Source organism: Bacillus salipaludis (assembly GCF_030938565.1).
Taxonomy (GTDB): Bacteria; Bacillota; Bacilli; order Bacillales; family Cytobacillaceae; genus Neobacillus; species Neobacillus salipaludis_A.
On sequence record NZ_JAVGVR010000001.1, the window covers coordinates 4163756 to 4179621 of the forward strand.

The window sequence follows — 15866 nt, forward strand, 5'->3', positions numbered from 1 at the left end:
GAAGAGGTTTTCCATAAGGTATCTGTCATTTATTTAAAATCTAAACAATGTTGAGATACAACAATCGGCGCTTTAATGCAACAAGATAGGACAATTATTACAACATACTTTATATATATCAACCATAAATTAGGCCATATCAAAAACTGCACCTACAATTATTGGATAACACCAAAAATTGAGGTGCAGTTCATTACCTTTTACTCATTCCTCTAGCCATTAAGCTTTTTAATAAACACAACTTTAAGGTAGTTTCCTTCCTTAAATTGCTTAATTGTTTTAAAGTCCTGAGGTAATGAAAATTCCTCTTCTATTCGATATTTCCTGTTGCTCTCCTTAAATGCAGCATCAATAAACGCTTTGAACTTTTTCATGTCAAACGCAGCACAATTAGTCGAAGCGACAATTACCCCATTATTCTCTGTAATCGCGATCGCTTCTTTCAGGAGATTTTTATAATCCTTTTCTGCACTGAAGGTAAATTTCTTAGACCTTGCAAAACTAGGAGGATCAAGGATTACCATATCAAAGGTTAGCTTCTTCTTACCAGCATATTTAAAATAATGAAAAACATCTTCCACAATAATATCTTGGGCTTCATAATCAATTCCGTTCACACTGAACTGCTCAATCGTCTTCGGTAAACTACGATTAGCCAAGTCAACACTGGTTGTTTTTGCAGCACCACCGATTGCCGCAAAAATAGAAAATGCCCCGGTATACGAAAAGGTATTTAATACAGTCTTTCCTTTAGCGTACTTATCACGAATCGTTCTCCTCACATCGCGCTGATCAAGAAAAACCCCAACCATCGCTTCTTCGTTTAAATAGACAGCTAAATTAATCCCATTTTCTTTGACAATAATCGGAAACTGTCCTCTTTCTCCATCAACAAATCCATCTTCTTCGATATATTTTCCCTCAATATTAAAACGCTTCTTCTGGTAAATTGCTTTATAATCAACTAGATTCTTAAGTGTTGCAAGCACATGGTCTTTATACGTATAAATCCCTCTACTGTACCAATTGATTAAGTAATAGCCATCGAAATAATCGATGGTTAAGCCGCCAATTCCATCACCTTCTGCATTAAATACTCGAAAGGCGGTCGTTTCCTGATCTTTAAAAAACGATTTTCTTTTGTCTAATGCAGCCCTAATCTTTCTTTCAAAAAACAATTGGTCAATCTTTTCATCCTTATTATGAGTAAGCACCCAGCCATACCCTTTGTTTTGCTTACCGTAATAGCCTTTTCCTATAAATGTATGTCCTTCATCAACAAGGTTAATCAACATACCCTCTTCTGTTAAATCAGATGCGTTATTAATCAATTGTTTCGATATAAGGGGATAACCTTCCTTATATTTGTTAACGAACGATGCCTTCACCTTTATACTCACTTCTGATCCCATTATCTCCATCCTTACCTTAAGTTACATTCTATTGTTACATATATAGTCATAATTTGAAAGAAAACTTGTCACTACCTTCTCTCCGTTACAGAAAAAGAAACACCAAAGTTCGGTGCTTCCATTCTGAACTTTATATTAGATATCCATTCACAAAATCGGTGATTGTTACCATTTCGTCTTCTGTAAGTTCTCTCTTTACGTATTTCGCATATTCTACTTGTATTTTCTGTTGATCCCCGCTATAAGTATCAGTAAATCTTGCAATCGTTCTCAGCATGGTAACTTCTTGATTAAATTCCTCTTTTGAAATCGGCGTCCAATGGGAAAGGACATATGTATCTGCATCAAATGTTTCTAATCTATCTAAAAGTTGAAGTGTTTCCTTGATTGTATAGTTTTCTTTTTCCGAAAAAATATCGGGATAAATGCAGTCGCCTAAAAATAAAATCTTTTCTTCTTTGATATACACGATGACAGAATCTGAGGCGTGATCACCTCCAACCTTCTGAACTATACAGGTTACTCCTCCAAGGTCTATCTCCACATGATTTTCAAAAACTACATCGGGTAGGACAATGGTGATATCTCGGTGGTCAGTGTATTCCTGCTTAATTGCATTCGCACAAAATTCAATCTCTGTTCCTTCCTTCACCCTTGCATCTATCGCCTCATCCGACCATGAAAGATGAATGAATTTCTCCATTTCCTCTTTTGTTTCTTTGGAGGAAAAAGATACGGTATTTGTTAATGCCGGAAGGCCAAAGATATGATCCCAATGCCAGTGTGTTAGAACGACTATATCAGGATTTGGGACATTCCTTTTTGAAAGTTCTGCTAAAAAATATTGGGCATGGTTTTCGGAGTTACCTGCATCAATCATCAATGTCTTGTGATCCCCAACCACCATCCCAAGAATGGGCCTGTCCGTCTCAGAAATTGGAGTGATATACCAAAAGCGCTTACCTATCTTCTCAATTGAATGCATAACTAATTTCCCCCTTTGATTACTTGTATTCATTATTATTTTCCAATTAATTTTTCCTATTTACTTGATGAAGTGCTCCAAAAGAAATTATCTTTTTTTCACAATAACAGAATGATAGCTGTTAAATAATTTTAGTGATAAGTTTTTTGTGAATTCTTGTGCCTCATGAATAAAAGCAGTTAGGACTGGACTAATGTATTCTAATGAACGGATCTCTAGACCTAGGTTTTGGTACACTTGAGGAGATAAGTATGAAGGAGTGACCTTCGGCAAGGTTGAGGGAATTGCCAACTCCGGAAGTATTGTATATCCAACCCCTTCTTGAACCATTGCAATAATGGTTGCTATGTCGCTGACTTCAAATTGAATGTGAGGTGTTATTCCTTGTTCCTTAAAGACTGCACGAAGTAAACGATCACATTCCTTTGGCATGATCAGAGGTTCACTTCCGATTTCCTTTAAGAATATGGAAGATTGATTTCCCAAAAGATGTTGCTCCGGAACAATTATAACCATTTTATCCTGTAATAAGGGAATAAATTCAAATTCATGCTTTTCCTCTGTGACCACGCCGACATCAATTACCGACAATTTAATCCAATTTTTGACTTCTTCATAATTTCCTTCATATAGAGTGACATCTACACCGGGAAACCGTTTTTTAAAGGAACTGATCATTCCTGGTAATAGTTTCGTTGACATACCTGAAATACTTCCGATTTTTATTGTTCCTGCTTCAACGGCTGCCATTCCACTTGCTTCGTTTACAATTTTTGTTTTAATCGTTAGCAAGTCCTTAATCAAGCTCGTGATACGCTCTCCAATTTCTGTAACGCTAACCCCATTCCTGTGTCGGTTTAATAATTTTATATTTAACTCGGATTCCAAGGCTGCTACTGCTTGACTGACGGCAGATTGAGAAAGGCCGATTTGCTCCCCGGCTTTTGTAAAACTTTTCGTTTCAACTACCTTTAAGAAAACCTCTAATTGGAATATAGTCATAAATTCCCTCTTTTTTACTTATTAGTTTTTACTTATTTAAGAAATTAAAAGTATTAATTTTACTTATATTATAACTCATCATATACTACAAGCAAGATAATAAGAAAGGTGAGGAAATTTCATGAGTATCTTACACGCAAAGGGGCAAGAAATTCTGAAGGAAATCCAAACAAGTAAATCAGTGCTGATTGATTGCTGGGCTCCATGGTGTCCTCCTTGCAGAATGATTGGAGCTGTTTTGGAAGAAATCGATGAGGAACTGGAATTAAAAATAGTAAAAGTTAATTCCGATGAGAATGAGGAGTTTATAAATCAGTTTGAGGTACTTGGAATACCGACATTATTGTTTTTTCAAGATGGTCAGCTGGTGAAGCGGATAACAGGTTTTCAACCTAAAGAAATGCTGATCGAATCAATAAAAAAGCATAGGTTGGTTGAATAAGAGGTTAATTGATAGCTTTTTTTGAGTTAAGAACAAAGGATTCCCCTACAATTTTAAATGGATTCTCATTGTCAGAATTACTATAAAACAGCAGCCTGAACTGGCTGCTGTTTTAATGAGAGGATATTTCATAAAATTGGTAATTTCATTCAAAAGGTTATTGCCCATTAGAACGGTTTTGCTGTTGTATCATTACTTTTTTGGGTGGTTTTGGATAGTTTCCCTTACCTGCATCATCTGGACCCGTAAGGTCGTTTCTTTGGTCCAGAACTTTGCCAGTATACTCAATCGGATTGTTCTTATTCATGGTTTCACCTCATTTAAATGGATTGAAAAAATACACTTTTAGGATTCGTTATTATTCCCTTGAATATTTATACTCTTTATAGATTTTAGAGAGTATTCCTTAAAACCATTAACTTCAAATACCTGCATTTTTCCGCACTTTCAGCTTTCACCGAAGGTTTAGACCTGAATAAGCTATTAATAAATGTGGATTATTCATGAAACATGCAATACCGGAGGGTGATGCCTTATTAGACAGAATTTTGAAGGAAAATGGGTATGGGGGGAAGATAAATTGAAGGTTTACCGGGTAAAAGGCACAGATAATAAAGTAGAATTATTAGAAATTACAAATGATGGGATTGTGAAGGTTAAAAATTTAGCAACCAATGAGATCATTGAAATTTCAGAGCAAGCCTTTGAAATCGCATTTGAACCAACAGAATATAAATTTATTGCATCAGTAAGTCCAAGGGCACAAGTGCAAAAACAAGAAATTACACTGGCGGATATTGATTCGATGATGGAAAATGCGCAAATAGAAATCATTGAGCTTTTTGGCAAATGTACAATGGTTGCAGTTCAGCTGGCAAATGGTTTTGTCCTTACAGAATCAACTACGAGCCAAGATCCAGCACATTACAATAAAGACACAGATACCCAGATTTGTTTAGAACGCATCAAACAAAGAATTTCGGAATTAGAAGGCTACAAATATCAGTATTAATTAGAGGGGCTAGTGATGTGAAAATCACCGGCCCTTTCTCATTTTCCGGATTATTTAAGCTATTGGTTTGCTGAAACGCGCCTCAAAGTGGATGGTCTTTTTTTAGTTTAATTGGATGGTTATCATTTCTTCTGGTTGCGATATGATTTAATTATAAAAAAGTAGAACACTAAAGAAAGTAAATTTTAAGAGGTGCAACATGAATATATTGATAGGTTTGGTTATCTTAATTTTAATTATTTCTGTCGTTTTGACCCTATTCATTACCGGAAAACCAGATGAAGACTACAGTAAATCCACAAGAAGAAATACAACGAACTTAACTTTAATTTATGTAGTCATTATTTTTATCGCTCTGATATCACTAGGAATCTATATTTGGTTGACTCTGTAAATAAACAAGGTCCACTATTTTATTGGAATACATTAAACGGAGATGATGAAAGATGACATGGGCTGTGATTTCAATTGTACTCGTCAGTATGGTGAAAATTTTAATGACCTGTCTTCCAACCGGTCCAGTGGAATGGCTAATCAATAAATTTGAAACTCATACAAAACTTACCAACATGAATGTCACCGTTACCTTTGGCGGGAAACTACTTGAAGGTGAAAACAAAGTGGGAGTACTTCAATCATTTAATGAGGCTACATTTTTAAAGAAGCATTATATTTATCCGGGAACAGAGGAATTATATTTACATCCAGAGAACAGTGAACCCCCCTTCGTCATTGAAACAAAAGAAGGTAAAAACGATGTCCGGTTATTTGTCTACTGTTCCAAACACAATGTGGAAGTAGTCAAACAGTACAAGAAAAAGATAGTAGCCTATCAACTGCTTTCAAAAAGCCTTCAAAAATGGTCTTTTTCTGCATAACAAGAATTAGAAAAGGCGGTCTTATATATGACCGCCTTTTCTATTTCATATCATTTTGTAATTGCATTCAAAGCATCAGCAAATCTTTTAATTCCTTCATGTATATCTTTTTCTTTTTCCCTTGAAAAAGTAAATCGAACAAATCCCTTCTCTGAGCCCATTGTCAAACCGGGAACATAGATGACTCCTCTTTTAATGGATTCCTCCAGCAATTGATTTTCATTCACTTCCCTTTTTATCCTGCACCAAATATGAATTCCGCCATTAGGAATATAAAAATCAACCTGATCTTTTAAAATTGACTCAAGACTGACGACAATTTGATTTCTTCTGCTTTCTAACTGCTTCACTAAATTTTTTATATGATATTCAAAATCGCTTGAATCTAAAAAATCATTGGCAATCCACTGCGTATAACTTGCATGTCCATAATCAACCTGCTGCTTAGCATCTGATAACCGTTCAATCACTGCTTTTGGACCAATAATCCATCCAATCCTTAGACCTGAAGCAACAATTTTCGTTAGTGAGCTAATATATAATACATTCCCGTTCCGATCTAATGATTTGAGCGTCTGCATCTTTTCCCCTGTAAAAGAGGTTAAACTGTACGGATCATCCTCTACAATCGGAATTCCATATTCGGATGATAACTCCAGAACCTTTTTTCTCCTTTCTTCCGACATTAGCGTACCTGTGGGATTTTGATAAATAGGGTTCATAAAAATCATTCGGATTCGATGTTTTTTATACAATGTCGTTATATCTAAAGGGTTAATCCCTTCCTTATCCATTTTTAAAGAATAAGTTTTGATTCCGGCTGATTTAAAAACAGGCAGATTATAATGATAGGAAGGATTTGCAATCGCAACGCCGTCTCCAGGTTTTAATAAACATTGGACGACAAGATGCAAAGCTTGCTGTGCCCCTGATGTAATTAAAATCGATGATGGGTTCGTTTCTATACTACGAAACTGTTTCACGTGATTCGTTAGCGTTTGCCGGAGGATCGCATTCCCTTGGGGATGATCATATCCCAAGGTTCCGATAAACGATCGGTTGAAAGTAATCTCCCTTAGGGAAGTCATCGGAAAAAGATCCTGAGACAATTCCCCACTCGCTAAATTAATCAGATTTTGCTCGACCATTTCTTTATGTATTCTTTGAGTGACAGGCAAATTAGGTAAAAACGAACCTGCCTCAATGTACCGATTCCAACTAGGGATCCGTTTCTTGGCTATCCCCCAAATATCTTTGCTGACCGTTGTTCCACTGCCTCTATTCCGATCAATGAGTCCATTTGCTTCCAATTCGTCATAGGCAGAAATAACCGTGCTTCTGTTGATTCCAAGCTCTTTCGCCAAACCTCTTTCAGATGGCAGTGGTTTATCAGGAGGAAAGGTTCCATCTGCAATCCCGTTTTCGATATAGTCAGCAAGTTGTTTATAAATAGGTATTTTCGATTCTCGATCCGGTTTCCAATCCATTTGTTACATCCTCTATTTCCATTTACTCTGTTAAACTATTGTATACTTTTTCAAGGTCAAAAAAAAAGCATTTGAAATAAGAACAAAGGCCAGTGTTTTGATCACTGGCCCTGCATAATTTGATATCCCTTTATAATCAGCAAGAGGATAAATAGACTCCAAATGCTAATAATGAGTGAACCAGCTACCCAATTTTTTGGCTTTCCCTTTTTCAACATTTCTTCTGCTTTCAGTTCACAATCAGAAATTACATTTTTAGGAATCATCTTTAAGGCAAGCATAATTCCCAATGGAACAATAATAATATCATCCAGGTAGCCTAGGATTGGTACAAAATCGGGGATTAAATCAATGGGACTGAAGGCATAGGCGACAACACCAGCCGTAAACGTTTTTGCATACCAAGGAACTCTTTTATCTTTGCATGCAAAGTAAAGAATAAATATTTTTCGTTTCAAATTTTTCGCCCAAGTCTTTATTTTACCCATGCTTTTCTCCTTTAAAAAATGAACAATTTCTGATATATTATGCGGATCTTATTCTATCCGTTAGTATTGACCACTGCTGACATTTTTTAACTGAATTTAATAAATGTAATAATGTATGGCCTCTAAGCTGCCTTCATATTCAAAAATCTTACTGTGCACACACTTGCAGATCCTTGTTTATTATCCTTATTTAACACTTTTCTATTTTAATTTTCCACTTGTCTTGTCCCCTCTCATTATTACGCAATTTTCATCTCTTTCTTTTTTCTCTCTCCCAATGGCTTAAAAACAGAAATCACGAACATCGAAACAAGTGAAATGATTTGTAGAATAATCCCACACCAGAGCTGCCATTTATTCACTGTAAAAGCTGGATCGAAAAGAACGTTGACTCCATTATTGGCTGTTAGTGTTACTGCTTTAAGTGTTAAGCTATACATAGCAAAAGGACCCAATATAAGTGAGAGGAGCGTCAACCATTCTTTCACAATAATCCAGTAAAATTTGAACAATCCCCATTGGGTCAGAACGGAAAGTAGTATTCCTGTTATTACGGTGCCGATTGTTGAAGCACGAATGGATGTCTTCGCAAGCACATGCATACTGGAATAACATGCTTTCAACACATTTACATCGTTTGTATTTGCAGCCGTTATACTTAGAATTAGAAAAACAATAGAAACTCCTAACATAATGGCCGAAAACAGTAAATGAAGAATCAACAGCCATTTTCTTTTCGTTAAACTTAGTCTTCTCATTCCATGAATCACTCCTTCAAAACTATTACTATTCATAATGATAATCGTTGGGTCTAAAAGGACTCTAAAGCAAATCTAAAAAAAGTATAAAAATATAGATAAGATACGGAAGTAATTTCTTAATGAATAGTAAAAATATCTTAGAAAAGGAGTGAAAATGTTATAACGCCCTTTCAATAATGACGAAATTATTATATTATTATATTATTTTTAAAAAACAACAATATTAAATTTTTAGAAGGAGCAATTTGTATGCCACAAAAAATACCATTTTCAACGTATGCTGTCATTGGTACGATGTTGTTCGGACTATTCTTTGGTGCGGGTAATTTGATCTTCCCCATCCAGATGGGACAGCTTGCTGGTACGAACTTTTGGCCGGCATTAATCGGCTTTTTAATCACAGCCATTGGGCTGCCTTTTATGGGAATTCTAGCAATAGGTCTATCAGGAAGTAATGGCTTGCGAGATTTAGCTAATCGCGTACACCCATTATTTGGAGTCGTTTTCGCAATGGCTCTATATTTAACAATTGGTCCGTTTTTCGCGATTCCACGTACTGCAACGGTACCCTTTGTTGTCGGATTTGAACCGTATATTAATCCAGCGCACACTAGTCTTTATCTCGGACTCTTTAGCTTTTTATTTTTTGCAATTGTTTATTATTTTTCATTAAATCCTGCAAAAATTATGGACTATATTGGCAAATATTTAACACCAGCGTTTTTAGTATTTTTATTCGTGTTAATAATCATTGCCATTGTCAAACCAATGGGTCACTTCGGTAAGCCGACGGGTGACTATAGCGGACTAGCTTTTATAACGGGCTTTAAAGAGGGTTATAACACAATGGATGCCCTGGCCTCCCTCGCATTCGGTATTGTTGTCATCAATGCAATCAAGAGCCAAGGCATCACCGACCGGAAATCTATTGCGAAAGCAACCTGGAAATCAGGTATTTTTGCGATGGGACTTATGATGCTTATTTACGGACTCATCACCTATATGGGGGCATCGAGTGTTTCAGCAATAGGGAAATTCGATAATGGCGGTTTGATTTTTGCGGAGGTAGCTCAGTATTATTTCGGTTCATTCGGCAACATTTTATTGGCTATCATTATCGTCCTTGCATGTTTAAAAACGAGCATCGGTCTAATCACATCATGCAGTGAATTTTTCCATGAAGTTTTTCCAAAGGTAAGCTATAAATGGTTCGTGGCAATCCTTTGTCTTGTTTCGTTCATAATCGCAAACTTCGGCTTAACGAATATCATTCAATTCGCGATCCCAGTATTAATGTTCTTGTATCCACTGGCCATAGTTCTTATCTTATTGGCACTTTGTTCACCACTTTTTGGCAATAAACGAAGTGTTTATGCAGTGACGATGCTCCTAACATTTTTTGTAAGTATATTCGATGGCTATAGCACATTAGTAAGCAGCTTACCGGGAGCTACTATTGCTTTATTCGAATCGATTAAATCGTTTTATGTAAATTATTTACCGCTTTATGATCTTGGTCTTGGATGGATCTTACCAGCAGTTGTTGGAGCCATTATCGGCAATTTGTGGCCAACACGGTTAAAAAAAATTGAAATACGATAACTAGAGAAGGGCCATCAAATCTTTGCGATTTGATAGCCCTTTTCTAATGTTTATTATTTTTATATTGAAAAACCTTTTCTTTTTCGGACAATTAAACATTAAATCTATAACCAACACCCCAAATTGTCTCGATATATTGCGGTTTAGATGGATGGAGTTCTATTTTTTCACGTAATTTTCCGATATAAACCGTAACAGTGGCAGTATCGCCCATCGAATCAAGTCCCCAGATTTTTTCAAATATATCCTCTTTGCTGAATACCTGGTTTGGATGTTTGGCCAAAAATAACAATAAATCATATTCTTTCAACGTAAATGAGATTTCTTTTTCATTTACGAACACCTTTCGAGATAACTGATCTATTCGAATTCCACGTATTTGGATTTCATCCTTTTGTCTCGTCTGGTTATCTGTGATTAATCGGTCATACCTTGATAGATGTGCTTTCACCCTGGCAACTAACTCACCGACACTGAATGGTTTCGTCATATAATCATCTGCTCCAAGTCCAAGTCCGCGTATTTTATCAATCTCCTCCTTTTTCGCGGAAACCATTAGAATTGGGATATTCTTCACTTCGCGGATTTTTCTACAAATTTCAAAGCCGTCCGTATGGGGAAGCATGAGATCAAGTATGATTAAATCATACTTCGTTTCAAGAGCCATATTGAGACCAATATCGCCTCTTGTTGCAATATCCACTTTGAACCCACTAGCTTCTAAATAATCTTTTTCTACCTCCACAATCACCGGGTCATCCTCGATGATTAAGATTCGTTTCACTTGTGCTCACCCTCCTTTGTGGTTTTTAGCAATGTAAAATAAATGCTAGTCCCTTCACCTATTTGACTTTCTGCCCAAACACTCCCCCCTTGCCCTTCAATCATTTGTTTGACAATTGCAAGTCCCAGGCCGGTTCCTCCTGTGGTTGAGTTCCTTGAAGGGTCTGCTCGGTAAAAACGATCAAAAATATGAAGTAGCGCCTCACTATCAATTCCGGGACCATTATCCTGAATGCGTACAGTAGCTTTGTCATCATAATCGAGTAATGATATCCAAATTTCCTTTTGTCCCTTATCCATATATTTTAAGCTGTTATCGATAATATTCATCAAAACCCGATACAACTTTTCGCGGTCAGCTATCACTGGAATAGGATTGTTACTGTCAGAAAAGATTATTCCGATTTTCTCCATTCTTGGGTCAGTGCGTAATTCTTCTACCCAATCACGCAAATAAGCATTTATATCCATTGATTCCAAATAAAACGGCAGTCGTTTCAAATCCAGTTTGGAAAACAGCATCAATTCATCAATTAAATGGTCCATGTCTTCTGCCTTTTTTGCAATCATATTGATATATTTATCCTGTTTTGATGCAGAATCCGCAATTCCGTCCTGTATACCTTGAACACAAGCTTTAATTCCGGTAATTGGGGTTTTTAGATCATGCGAAATATTGGATATTAGTTCTTTCCGGTTTTCTTCATACTGGATTTGAAGCTGAATTGAATCGCTTAACCGGTAACGCATTTCTTCAAACGAAGCTGCCAATTCCCCAATTTCATCCTTTCGTTTCAACTTCAACTCATATTGTAGATTACCCTCTTTTATTTGCTCAGCAGCCCGTTTTAAGGTATACATAGGTTTAATAAAACTACGGGAAACGATAAAAGTAAGAAAACCATTAGTTAGCCCAATCACGAAAAGCAGGGACAATATAAGCAATGGGAAAAATTTTCTCGCTTCGTTGAAAAAGGGGGTTAAATCAGTAATTAGGTATACAGTGCCGCTTGAGTGATTGCTAAATTTGATATTGTACTTTTCTACTGAATACCGATTTTTCCCCCAACGGACTTGTCCATTATTCGTGGTCAACTCTTGAAGCGACTGTTTAAGGTCCAGTCTGTCAACGAATGGAGAAGAGAAGGTAACTTTATGATTTTCCATGACAACTAGTCCTGAATGCAAAATGTTCATTCTTTTATCCGTATTTTTTAGAAACTCGCTGTTAGTAAATCTGTCAGGATCAGTTTGCGCCATAAATTTTACACCAGCAATCAGGTCTCGACGTTGATTCGCCATTTCCCAAAACACTGGCATTCGCTTCCCACCCCCGGTTCCTGCCATATCTTTATACAAAGTAGAAAACAGTGTCGTTACTATGAAACCAAACATGATGATGGGAATAAATGTCATAGCAAGATAAGAAAGCAATAATCTCGTTTTAATTGACATATAAAAAATCTCCTTAAAAATGGTTTAAAACCAATTCAATCCTTTTAAATTTTAGTTCATACCTTTAAGTTCATCATACCCAACATATCTAAACCATCTCTAAAACAAATCTAAAAAATGTATAAATAATGGGGTCAGACCCCTTTTATTGTCTTATACAAAATTTGAATTTAGAAACTGTCTATAAAATTCAAAAAGGTCCCATCAAAGGGACCTTTTTAAATTTCGTGAGATTACTATTGTTTTTGAGGTACTATAAAGCTTATGCATCAGTCAGGGCGGCGGTACCTTGTTGATGTTTTTTTAAAGTCTGCTGAATAGACCTCTCTGGGCTTATTCAAAAGGAATATTCAAAAAAATCCCCCTACATTCTAGCCTTTTTTGAAAGGTGCCCTTCCAATTTTTTATTTTTTACATATTTTGTTATTAACTTGTGAAGGGGGGTTCGATATTATGTCTGATGGTGTTGGTGGAGGCGGATTTGCCTTAATCGTTGTATTATTTATCCTGCTAATTATTGTAGGGACAGCTTTCATTGGTGGCGGATTTTATTAAAAAATGATTTCAATTTCTTATGAAAAGGGGGACTCCCTATGTGCTTCGGTGGATACGGATACGGAGGCGGCGGCTTCTATGGCGGCAGCACTTTTGTTTTAATCGTTGTATTGTTCATTCTTTTAATCATTGTTGGAGCAGCTTGTTTTTATTAATTAGAATAAAATCCTATTACTTTTCTAAAAAACGGGGATTTTCAAGTAGGGAAAAAGCCTGAAAAAGGCTTTTCTCCTATTACATAACGTACGTATTCTACAATTTATAAATACGTAGAAATTGGACTGGTGACCTTTTTTTAAAAAAAATAATCCTCGTTTCTTTTCCCTTAAATACAACATTGGAAACCCTTTCTTACCATGATTTACTCCCTCACGCATTAAAATATTTATCCTAAAAATTAAAAAAATATGTTATATTCAAGTAAATCAAAATTTGAGGTGAGTTCATAATGAAACTACAAACAAAGCGTGCCTATAATTTTAATGCTGGTCCCTCTGCCTTACCGATTTCCGTCTTAGAAAAAGCGCAATTGGAATTGGTTGATTTCCGTGGAACGGGAATGTCTGTCATGGAACTTAGTCACCGCAGTAAAGCGTATGAAGTAGTACATAATCAAGCAATCAGCAATTTAAGAGAATTGCTGTCTATTCCTGAAAACTATGAAGTCCTTTTCCTTCAAGGTGGAGCGAGTCTTCAGTTTTCTATGATTCCGATGAATTTTTTACAACCGGGAAAACAAGCGGCCTATGTGATGACAGGATCTTGGTCTGAAAAAGCATTCAAAGAGACCGCACTCTTCGGGGAAGCTTATCAAGCTGCATCTACGAAAGAAGACAAGTACCGCAGCATTCCTAAACATGATGAATTGCAGTATAAACAGGATGATGCCTATGTGCACATTACTTCCAACAATACGATTTACGGTACAGAGTGGAAGGAATACCCAAACACTGGAGACGTTCCGTTGATTGCCGATATGTCGAGTGATATTCTTTCTAGACCAATTGATGTCAGCAAATTTGCTTTAATCTATGCTGGTGCTCAGAAAAACCTTGGTCCATCAGGTGTAACCGTTGTGATTATTCGCAAAGATTTCCTTGAACAAGCGAACACCAATATCCCAACGATGCTGAAGTATAGCACGCATTCTAAAAACAATTCATTGTATAACACACCACCAACCTTTGGCATTTATATGCTTGGCGAAGTTCTTAATTGGGCTCGAGAGTTGGGTGGAATAGAGGCGATTGCTGAGCTGAATGAGAAAAAAGCAAAACTCATTTATGATGCAATCGATTCAAGTGAAGGTTACTATATCGGCCATGCTGAAAAGGACAGCCGTTCATTGATGAACATCACCTTCAACTTAAAAGAAGAAGAATTAGAAAAAAAATTCTTAGAACAAGCAAAACAAGAAGGCTTCGTCGGTGTAAACGGTCACCGTTCTATTGGCGGCTGCCGCGTGTCTACTTACAATGCAGTTCCTTATGAAGCTTGTAAGGCATTTAGCGATTTTATGGTGAAGTTTCAGAAGGAAAATAACTAATAAAAAATGAGGCTGCTAAATCTAGCAGTCTCATTCTTTTTCCAATACAAGCCGAAACATTTCAAACAATAAGAAGTTAAAAAAGATCCAAACTCCTCCATAGACATACCCCCCCATTATATCGCTTGGAAGAACATCAGTCGTTACAATGTTTGCTATGGTTACACATACTAATAGAATAATCCCAAATAAAGGGACTATAATCGTTGTGATATTCGCTTTCGAATGCCGGACAAGTAAAAAGATACATGTTCCATAAATGATGATGAAAATCATCGCTTTTAGGTCAGGAAAATTAGCTGAATGAAATTTCCCTACGAAACCATAAGACTGCAGGTATAGAAAGGCTTTCATGAGCAAATCATGAAAGGTCTTTGCTCCTGCGACTGTAACAACAAGCAGAAGATACTCTAATCCCCTATTCCGCCCTTTTCTCCATACCCGAATAACAGTTAACGCTATGATGATTCCAAGAAGATAAGGAAATTGTAACACTAAAAATCCCCTCATCCATCCCAAATATACCGCAGACTTAACCAGATATTCCGTTACTTCATTGAATTCTAAAAAGTCATTCGCTAGATAGTCTTGAGCAATTCCAAACATTAGGGTAACCATCCCAATAAAAGCGAGCGTAAGAAAAATAAGAAAGATTTCAGTTGCCCGAATCGTTTTAAAACGGAAGATTAACCATTTTACGAAACGAATGAAAAAGTCCTTAATTTGATTTTTATAAAAACGATACGCTAAATACCCTGCTAACAATATGGCAAAAATAATAATAAAAATAACAAAATATTTACTAGCTGCATGATGGAAAACCTGCCAGCGAGGCCCTAATACCTTTCCAAGTGTAATAAAGCAGAATCCCCAAAGGAAGGAACCAATATAAGCTGAAATAAAAAATTTTCGGAACGGCATTTTGGAAATACCTGAAATATAACCGGTGAAATGTCGAATTCCCGGTATGAAATAAGCAATGACCAACAATCTACTTCCGGATCGTTCAAACCAGGCAGCTGTTTTTCTATAACGTTCAGGTCCTAGATGAATATATTTCCCGTATCTTTCGATCAGTTTATATCCCCCTGCCCTCCCAATCCAATACGTAACTGTAATACCTGCACCACCTGCTAAAAAAACAGTCAGGAGTGCCATAATGTAATTCATTTTCCCCTGATAGACAAAATAACCTGCATAGCTCATTAAAAATTCCCCAGATATAGGCAGAGCCATGAGTTCTAGAAAAATCCCGATAAATAAAATCAGATAACTGTGTTGTTCAAATAAAGTGATTAAATGTGACATAGAAATTCCTCCAAATTTTAAGAGAAACGAACTAAACTGATTATCATCAATTTTAGTTCTAACAATAATGTAGCACGATTGATAAATAGATTTGGCATTTTCATGAATTATTAATCCATTATACAGAGAACGTACAATGTTTTTATAGAC

General features: G+C 36.3%; 18 protein-coding genes. 8 read left to right on the top strand and 10 right to left on the bottom strand.

Translation table 11 applies throughout. The features are described from left to right. Positions 1 to 212: 212 nt before the first annotated feature. The 3 genes from RCG21_RS20735 to RCG21_RS20745 form a co-directional block, all read right to left on the bottom strand. Positions 213 to 1412 (bottom strand): class I SAM-dependent rRNA methyltransferase, encoded by a 1200-nt coding sequence (locus RCG21_RS20735; RefSeq protein ID WP_133334810.1) that lies wholly within the window; start codon positions 1410 to 1412, stop codon positions 213 to 215. 130 nt (positions 1413 to 1542) lie between these two features. Further along, complete coding sequence (locus tag RCG21_RS20740) at positions 1543 to 2397, bottom strand: MBL fold metallo-hydrolase (protein WP_308913725.1); 855 nt, start codon at positions 2395 to 2397, stop codon at positions 1543 to 1545. Positions 2398 to 2484: 87 nt separating this feature from the next. Further along, a complete protein-coding gene (locus RCG21_RS20745; RefSeq protein ID WP_133334806.1) occupies positions 2485 to 3399 on the bottom strand; it encodes a LysR family transcriptional regulator in 915 nt (304 codons plus the stop codon). A 121-nt stretch (positions 3400 to 3520) separates the two neighbouring features. Between RCG21_RS20745 and trxA the strand changes: the two genes are divergently transcribed. Then, the gene (trxA, locus tag RCG21_RS20750) at positions 3521 to 3841 is read left to right on the top strand and encodes a thioredoxin (RefSeq protein WP_133334804.1); all 321 of its coding nucleotides are present in this window, start codon (positions 3521 to 3523) and stop codon (positions 3839 to 3841) included. Between the two features lie 157 nt (positions 3842 to 3998). Here trxA and RCG21_RS20755 read toward each other — a convergent pair whose 3' ends face one another. Continuing rightward, positions 3999 to 4148, bottom strand: coding sequence for a hypothetical protein (locus RCG21_RS20755; protein WP_165976264.1), 150 nt, complete (start codon positions 4146 to 4148; stop codon positions 3999 to 4001). Positions 4149 to 4421: 273 nt separating this feature from the next. Here RCG21_RS20755 and RCG21_RS20760 point away from each other — a divergent pair, with 273 nt between their 5' ends. The 3 genes from RCG21_RS20760 to RCG21_RS20770 all read left to right on the top strand — a co-directional run bounded on the left by RCG21_RS20760 (position 4422) and on the right by RCG21_RS20770 (position 5731). Next, complete coding sequence (locus RCG21_RS20760) at positions 4422 to 4853, top strand: Gp49 family protein (protein WP_133334802.1); 432 nt, start codon at positions 4422 to 4424, stop codon at positions 4851 to 4853. A 199-nt stretch (positions 4854 to 5052) separates the two neighbouring features. Beyond that, positions 5053 to 5247, top strand: coding sequence for a hypothetical protein (locus RCG21_RS20765; RefSeq protein ID WP_133334800.1), 195 nt, complete (start codon positions 5053 to 5055; stop codon positions 5245 to 5247). 52 nt (positions 5248 to 5299) lie between these two features. Then, positions 5300 to 5731: a YfmQ family protein gene (locus RCG21_RS20770; protein WP_133334798.1), complete on the top strand. Its 432-nt coding sequence runs from the start codon at positions 5300 to 5302 to the stop codon at positions 5729 to 5731. Between the two features lie 50 nt (positions 5732 to 5781). Here the strand turns inward: RCG21_RS20770 and pdxR are convergent, their stop codons facing one another. From pdxR to RCG21_RS20785, 3 genes are all read right to left on the bottom strand, one after another. After that, positions 5782 to 7218 carry a MocR-like pyridoxine biosynthesis transcription factor PdxR gene (gene pdxR / locus RCG21_RS20775; RefSeq protein ID WP_133334796.1) on the bottom strand — a complete coding sequence of 479 codons (1437 nt, stop codon included), beginning with the start codon at positions 7216 to 7218 and terminating at the stop codon, positions 5782 to 5784. A gap of 101 nt (positions 7219 to 7319) precedes the next feature. Further along, positions 7320 to 7706, bottom strand: coding sequence for a YkvA family protein (locus RCG21_RS20780; protein ID WP_133334794.1), 387 nt, complete (start codon positions 7704 to 7706; stop codon positions 7320 to 7322). Between the two features lie 239 nt (positions 7707 to 7945). Continuing rightward, positions 7946 to 8464, bottom strand: coding sequence for a DUF2269 family protein (locus RCG21_RS20785; RefSeq protein WP_133334792.1), 519 nt, complete (start codon positions 8462 to 8464; stop codon positions 7946 to 7948). A gap of 252 nt (positions 8465 to 8716) precedes the next feature. On the opposite strand from RCG21_RS20785, the gene brnQ reads away from it, so the two are divergent. Next, the gene (brnQ, locus tag RCG21_RS20790; RefSeq protein ID WP_133334790.1) at positions 8717 to 10069 is read left to right on the top strand and encodes a branched-chain amino acid transport system II carrier protein; all 1353 of its coding nucleotides are present in this window, start codon (positions 8717 to 8719) and stop codon (positions 10067 to 10069) included. Positions 10070 to 10160: 91 nt separating this feature from the next. On the opposite strand, the gene RCG21_RS20795 is transcribed toward brnQ, so the two are convergent. Both RCG21_RS20795 and RCG21_RS20800 read right to left on the bottom strand, forming a co-directional pair. Next, complete coding sequence (locus tag RCG21_RS20795; protein WP_133334788.1) at positions 10161 to 10853, bottom strand: response regulator transcription factor; 693 nt, start codon at positions 10851 to 10853, stop codon at positions 10161 to 10163. Then, complete coding sequence (locus tag RCG21_RS20800) at positions 10850 to 12307, bottom strand: sensor histidine kinase (protein WP_133334786.1); 1458 nt, start codon at positions 12305 to 12307, stop codon at positions 10850 to 10852. The genes RCG21_RS20795 and RCG21_RS20800 overlap by 4 nt, the downstream gene beginning before the upstream one ends. A gap of 453 nt (positions 12308 to 12760) precedes the next feature. Here RCG21_RS20800 and RCG21_RS20805 point away from each other — a divergent pair, with 453 nt between their 5' ends. The 3 genes from RCG21_RS20805 (at position 12761) to serC (ending at position 14408) form a co-directional block, all read left to right on the top strand. Next, on the top strand, positions 12761 to 12862 hold the full coding sequence (locus RCG21_RS20805; protein ID WP_133334784.1) for a YjcZ family sporulation protein: 102 nt from the start codon (positions 12761 to 12763) through the stop codon (positions 12860 to 12862). 38 nt (positions 12863 to 12900) lie between these two features. Then, positions 12901 to 13017, top strand: coding sequence for a YjcZ family sporulation protein (locus RCG21_RS20810; RefSeq protein WP_133334782.1), 117 nt, complete (start codon positions 12901 to 12903; stop codon positions 13015 to 13017). A 293-nt stretch (positions 13018 to 13310) separates the two neighbouring features. Further along, positions 13311 to 14408 carry a 3-phosphoserine/phosphohydroxythreonine transaminase gene (serC, locus tag RCG21_RS20815; RefSeq protein WP_133334780.1) on the top strand — a complete coding sequence of 366 codons (1098 nt, stop codon included), beginning with the start codon at positions 13311 to 13313 and terminating at the stop codon, positions 14406 to 14408. 30 nt (positions 14409 to 14438) lie between these two features. Here the strand turns inward: serC and RCG21_RS20820 are convergent, their stop codons facing one another. Beyond that, positions 14439 to 15716 carry a VTT domain-containing protein gene (locus RCG21_RS20820; protein ID WP_133334778.1) on the bottom strand — a complete coding sequence of 426 codons (1278 nt, stop codon included), beginning with the start codon at positions 15714 to 15716 and terminating at the stop codon, positions 14439 to 14441. Positions 15717 to 15866: the final 150 nt, after the last annotated feature.

What these genes read in the sequence shown, in the direction of transcription:
- RCG21_RS20780 (WP_133334794.1), bottom strand. Translation starts at nt 7,706, where the DNA reads ATGGGTAAAATAAAGACTTGGGCGAAAAATTTGAAACGAAAAATATTT.
- trxA (WP_133334804.1), top strand. Translation starts at nt 3,521, where the DNA reads ATGAGTATCTTACACGCAAAGGGGCAAGAAATTCTGAAGGAAATCCAA.
- RCG21_RS20770 (WP_133334798.1), top strand. Translation starts at nt 5,300, where the DNA reads ATGACATGGGCTGTGATTTCAATTGTACTCGTCAGTATGGTGAAAATT.
- RCG21_RS20740 (WP_308913725.1), bottom strand. Translation starts at nt 2,397, where the DNA reads ATGCATTCAATTGAGAAGATAGGTAAGCGCTTTTGGTATATCACTCCA.
- RCG21_RS20765 (WP_133334800.1), top strand. Translation starts at nt 5,053, where the DNA reads ATGAATATATTGATAGGTTTGGTTATCTTAATTTTAATTATTTCTGTC.
- pdxR (WP_133334796.1), bottom strand. Translation starts at nt 7,218, where the DNA reads ATGGATTGGAAACCGGATCGAGAATCGAAAATACCTATTTATAAACAA.
- RCG21_RS20820 (WP_133334778.1), bottom strand. Translation starts at nt 15,716, where the DNA reads ATGTCACATTTAATCACTTTATTTGAACAACACAGTTATCTGATTTTA.
- serC (WP_133334780.1), top strand. Translation starts at nt 13,311, where the DNA reads ATGAAACTACAAACAAAGCGTGCCTATAATTTTAATGCTGGTCCCTCT.
- brnQ (WP_133334790.1), top strand. Translation starts at nt 8,717, where the DNA reads ATGCCACAAAAAATACCATTTTCAACGTATGCTGTCATTGGTACGATG.
- RCG21_RS20810 (WP_133334782.1), top strand. Translation starts at nt 12,901, where the DNA reads ATGTGCTTCGGTGGATACGGATACGGAGGCGGCGGCTTCTATGGCGGC.
- RCG21_RS20805 (WP_133334784.1), top strand. Translation starts at nt 12,761, where the DNA reads ATGTCTGATGGTGTTGGTGGAGGCGGATTTGCCTTAATCGTTGTATTA.
- RCG21_RS20800 (WP_133334786.1), bottom strand. Translation starts at nt 12,307, where the DNA reads ATGTCAATTAAAACGAGATTATTGCTTTCTTATCTTGCTATGACATTT.
- RCG21_RS20735 (WP_133334810.1), bottom strand. Translation starts at nt 1,412, where the DNA reads ATGGGATCAGAAGTGAGTATAAAGGTGAAGGCATCGTTCGTTAACAAA.
- RCG21_RS20755 (WP_165976264.1), bottom strand. Translation starts at nt 4,148, where the DNA reads ATGAATAAGAACAATCCGATTGAGTATACTGGCAAAGTTCTGGACCAA.
- RCG21_RS20745 (WP_133334806.1), bottom strand. Translation starts at nt 3,399, where the DNA reads ATGACTATATTCCAATTAGAGGTTTTCTTAAAGGTAGTTGAAACGAAA.
- RCG21_RS20785 (WP_133334792.1), bottom strand. Translation starts at nt 8,464, where the DNA reads ATGAGAAGACTAAGTTTAACGAAAAGAAAATGGCTGTTGATTCTTCAT.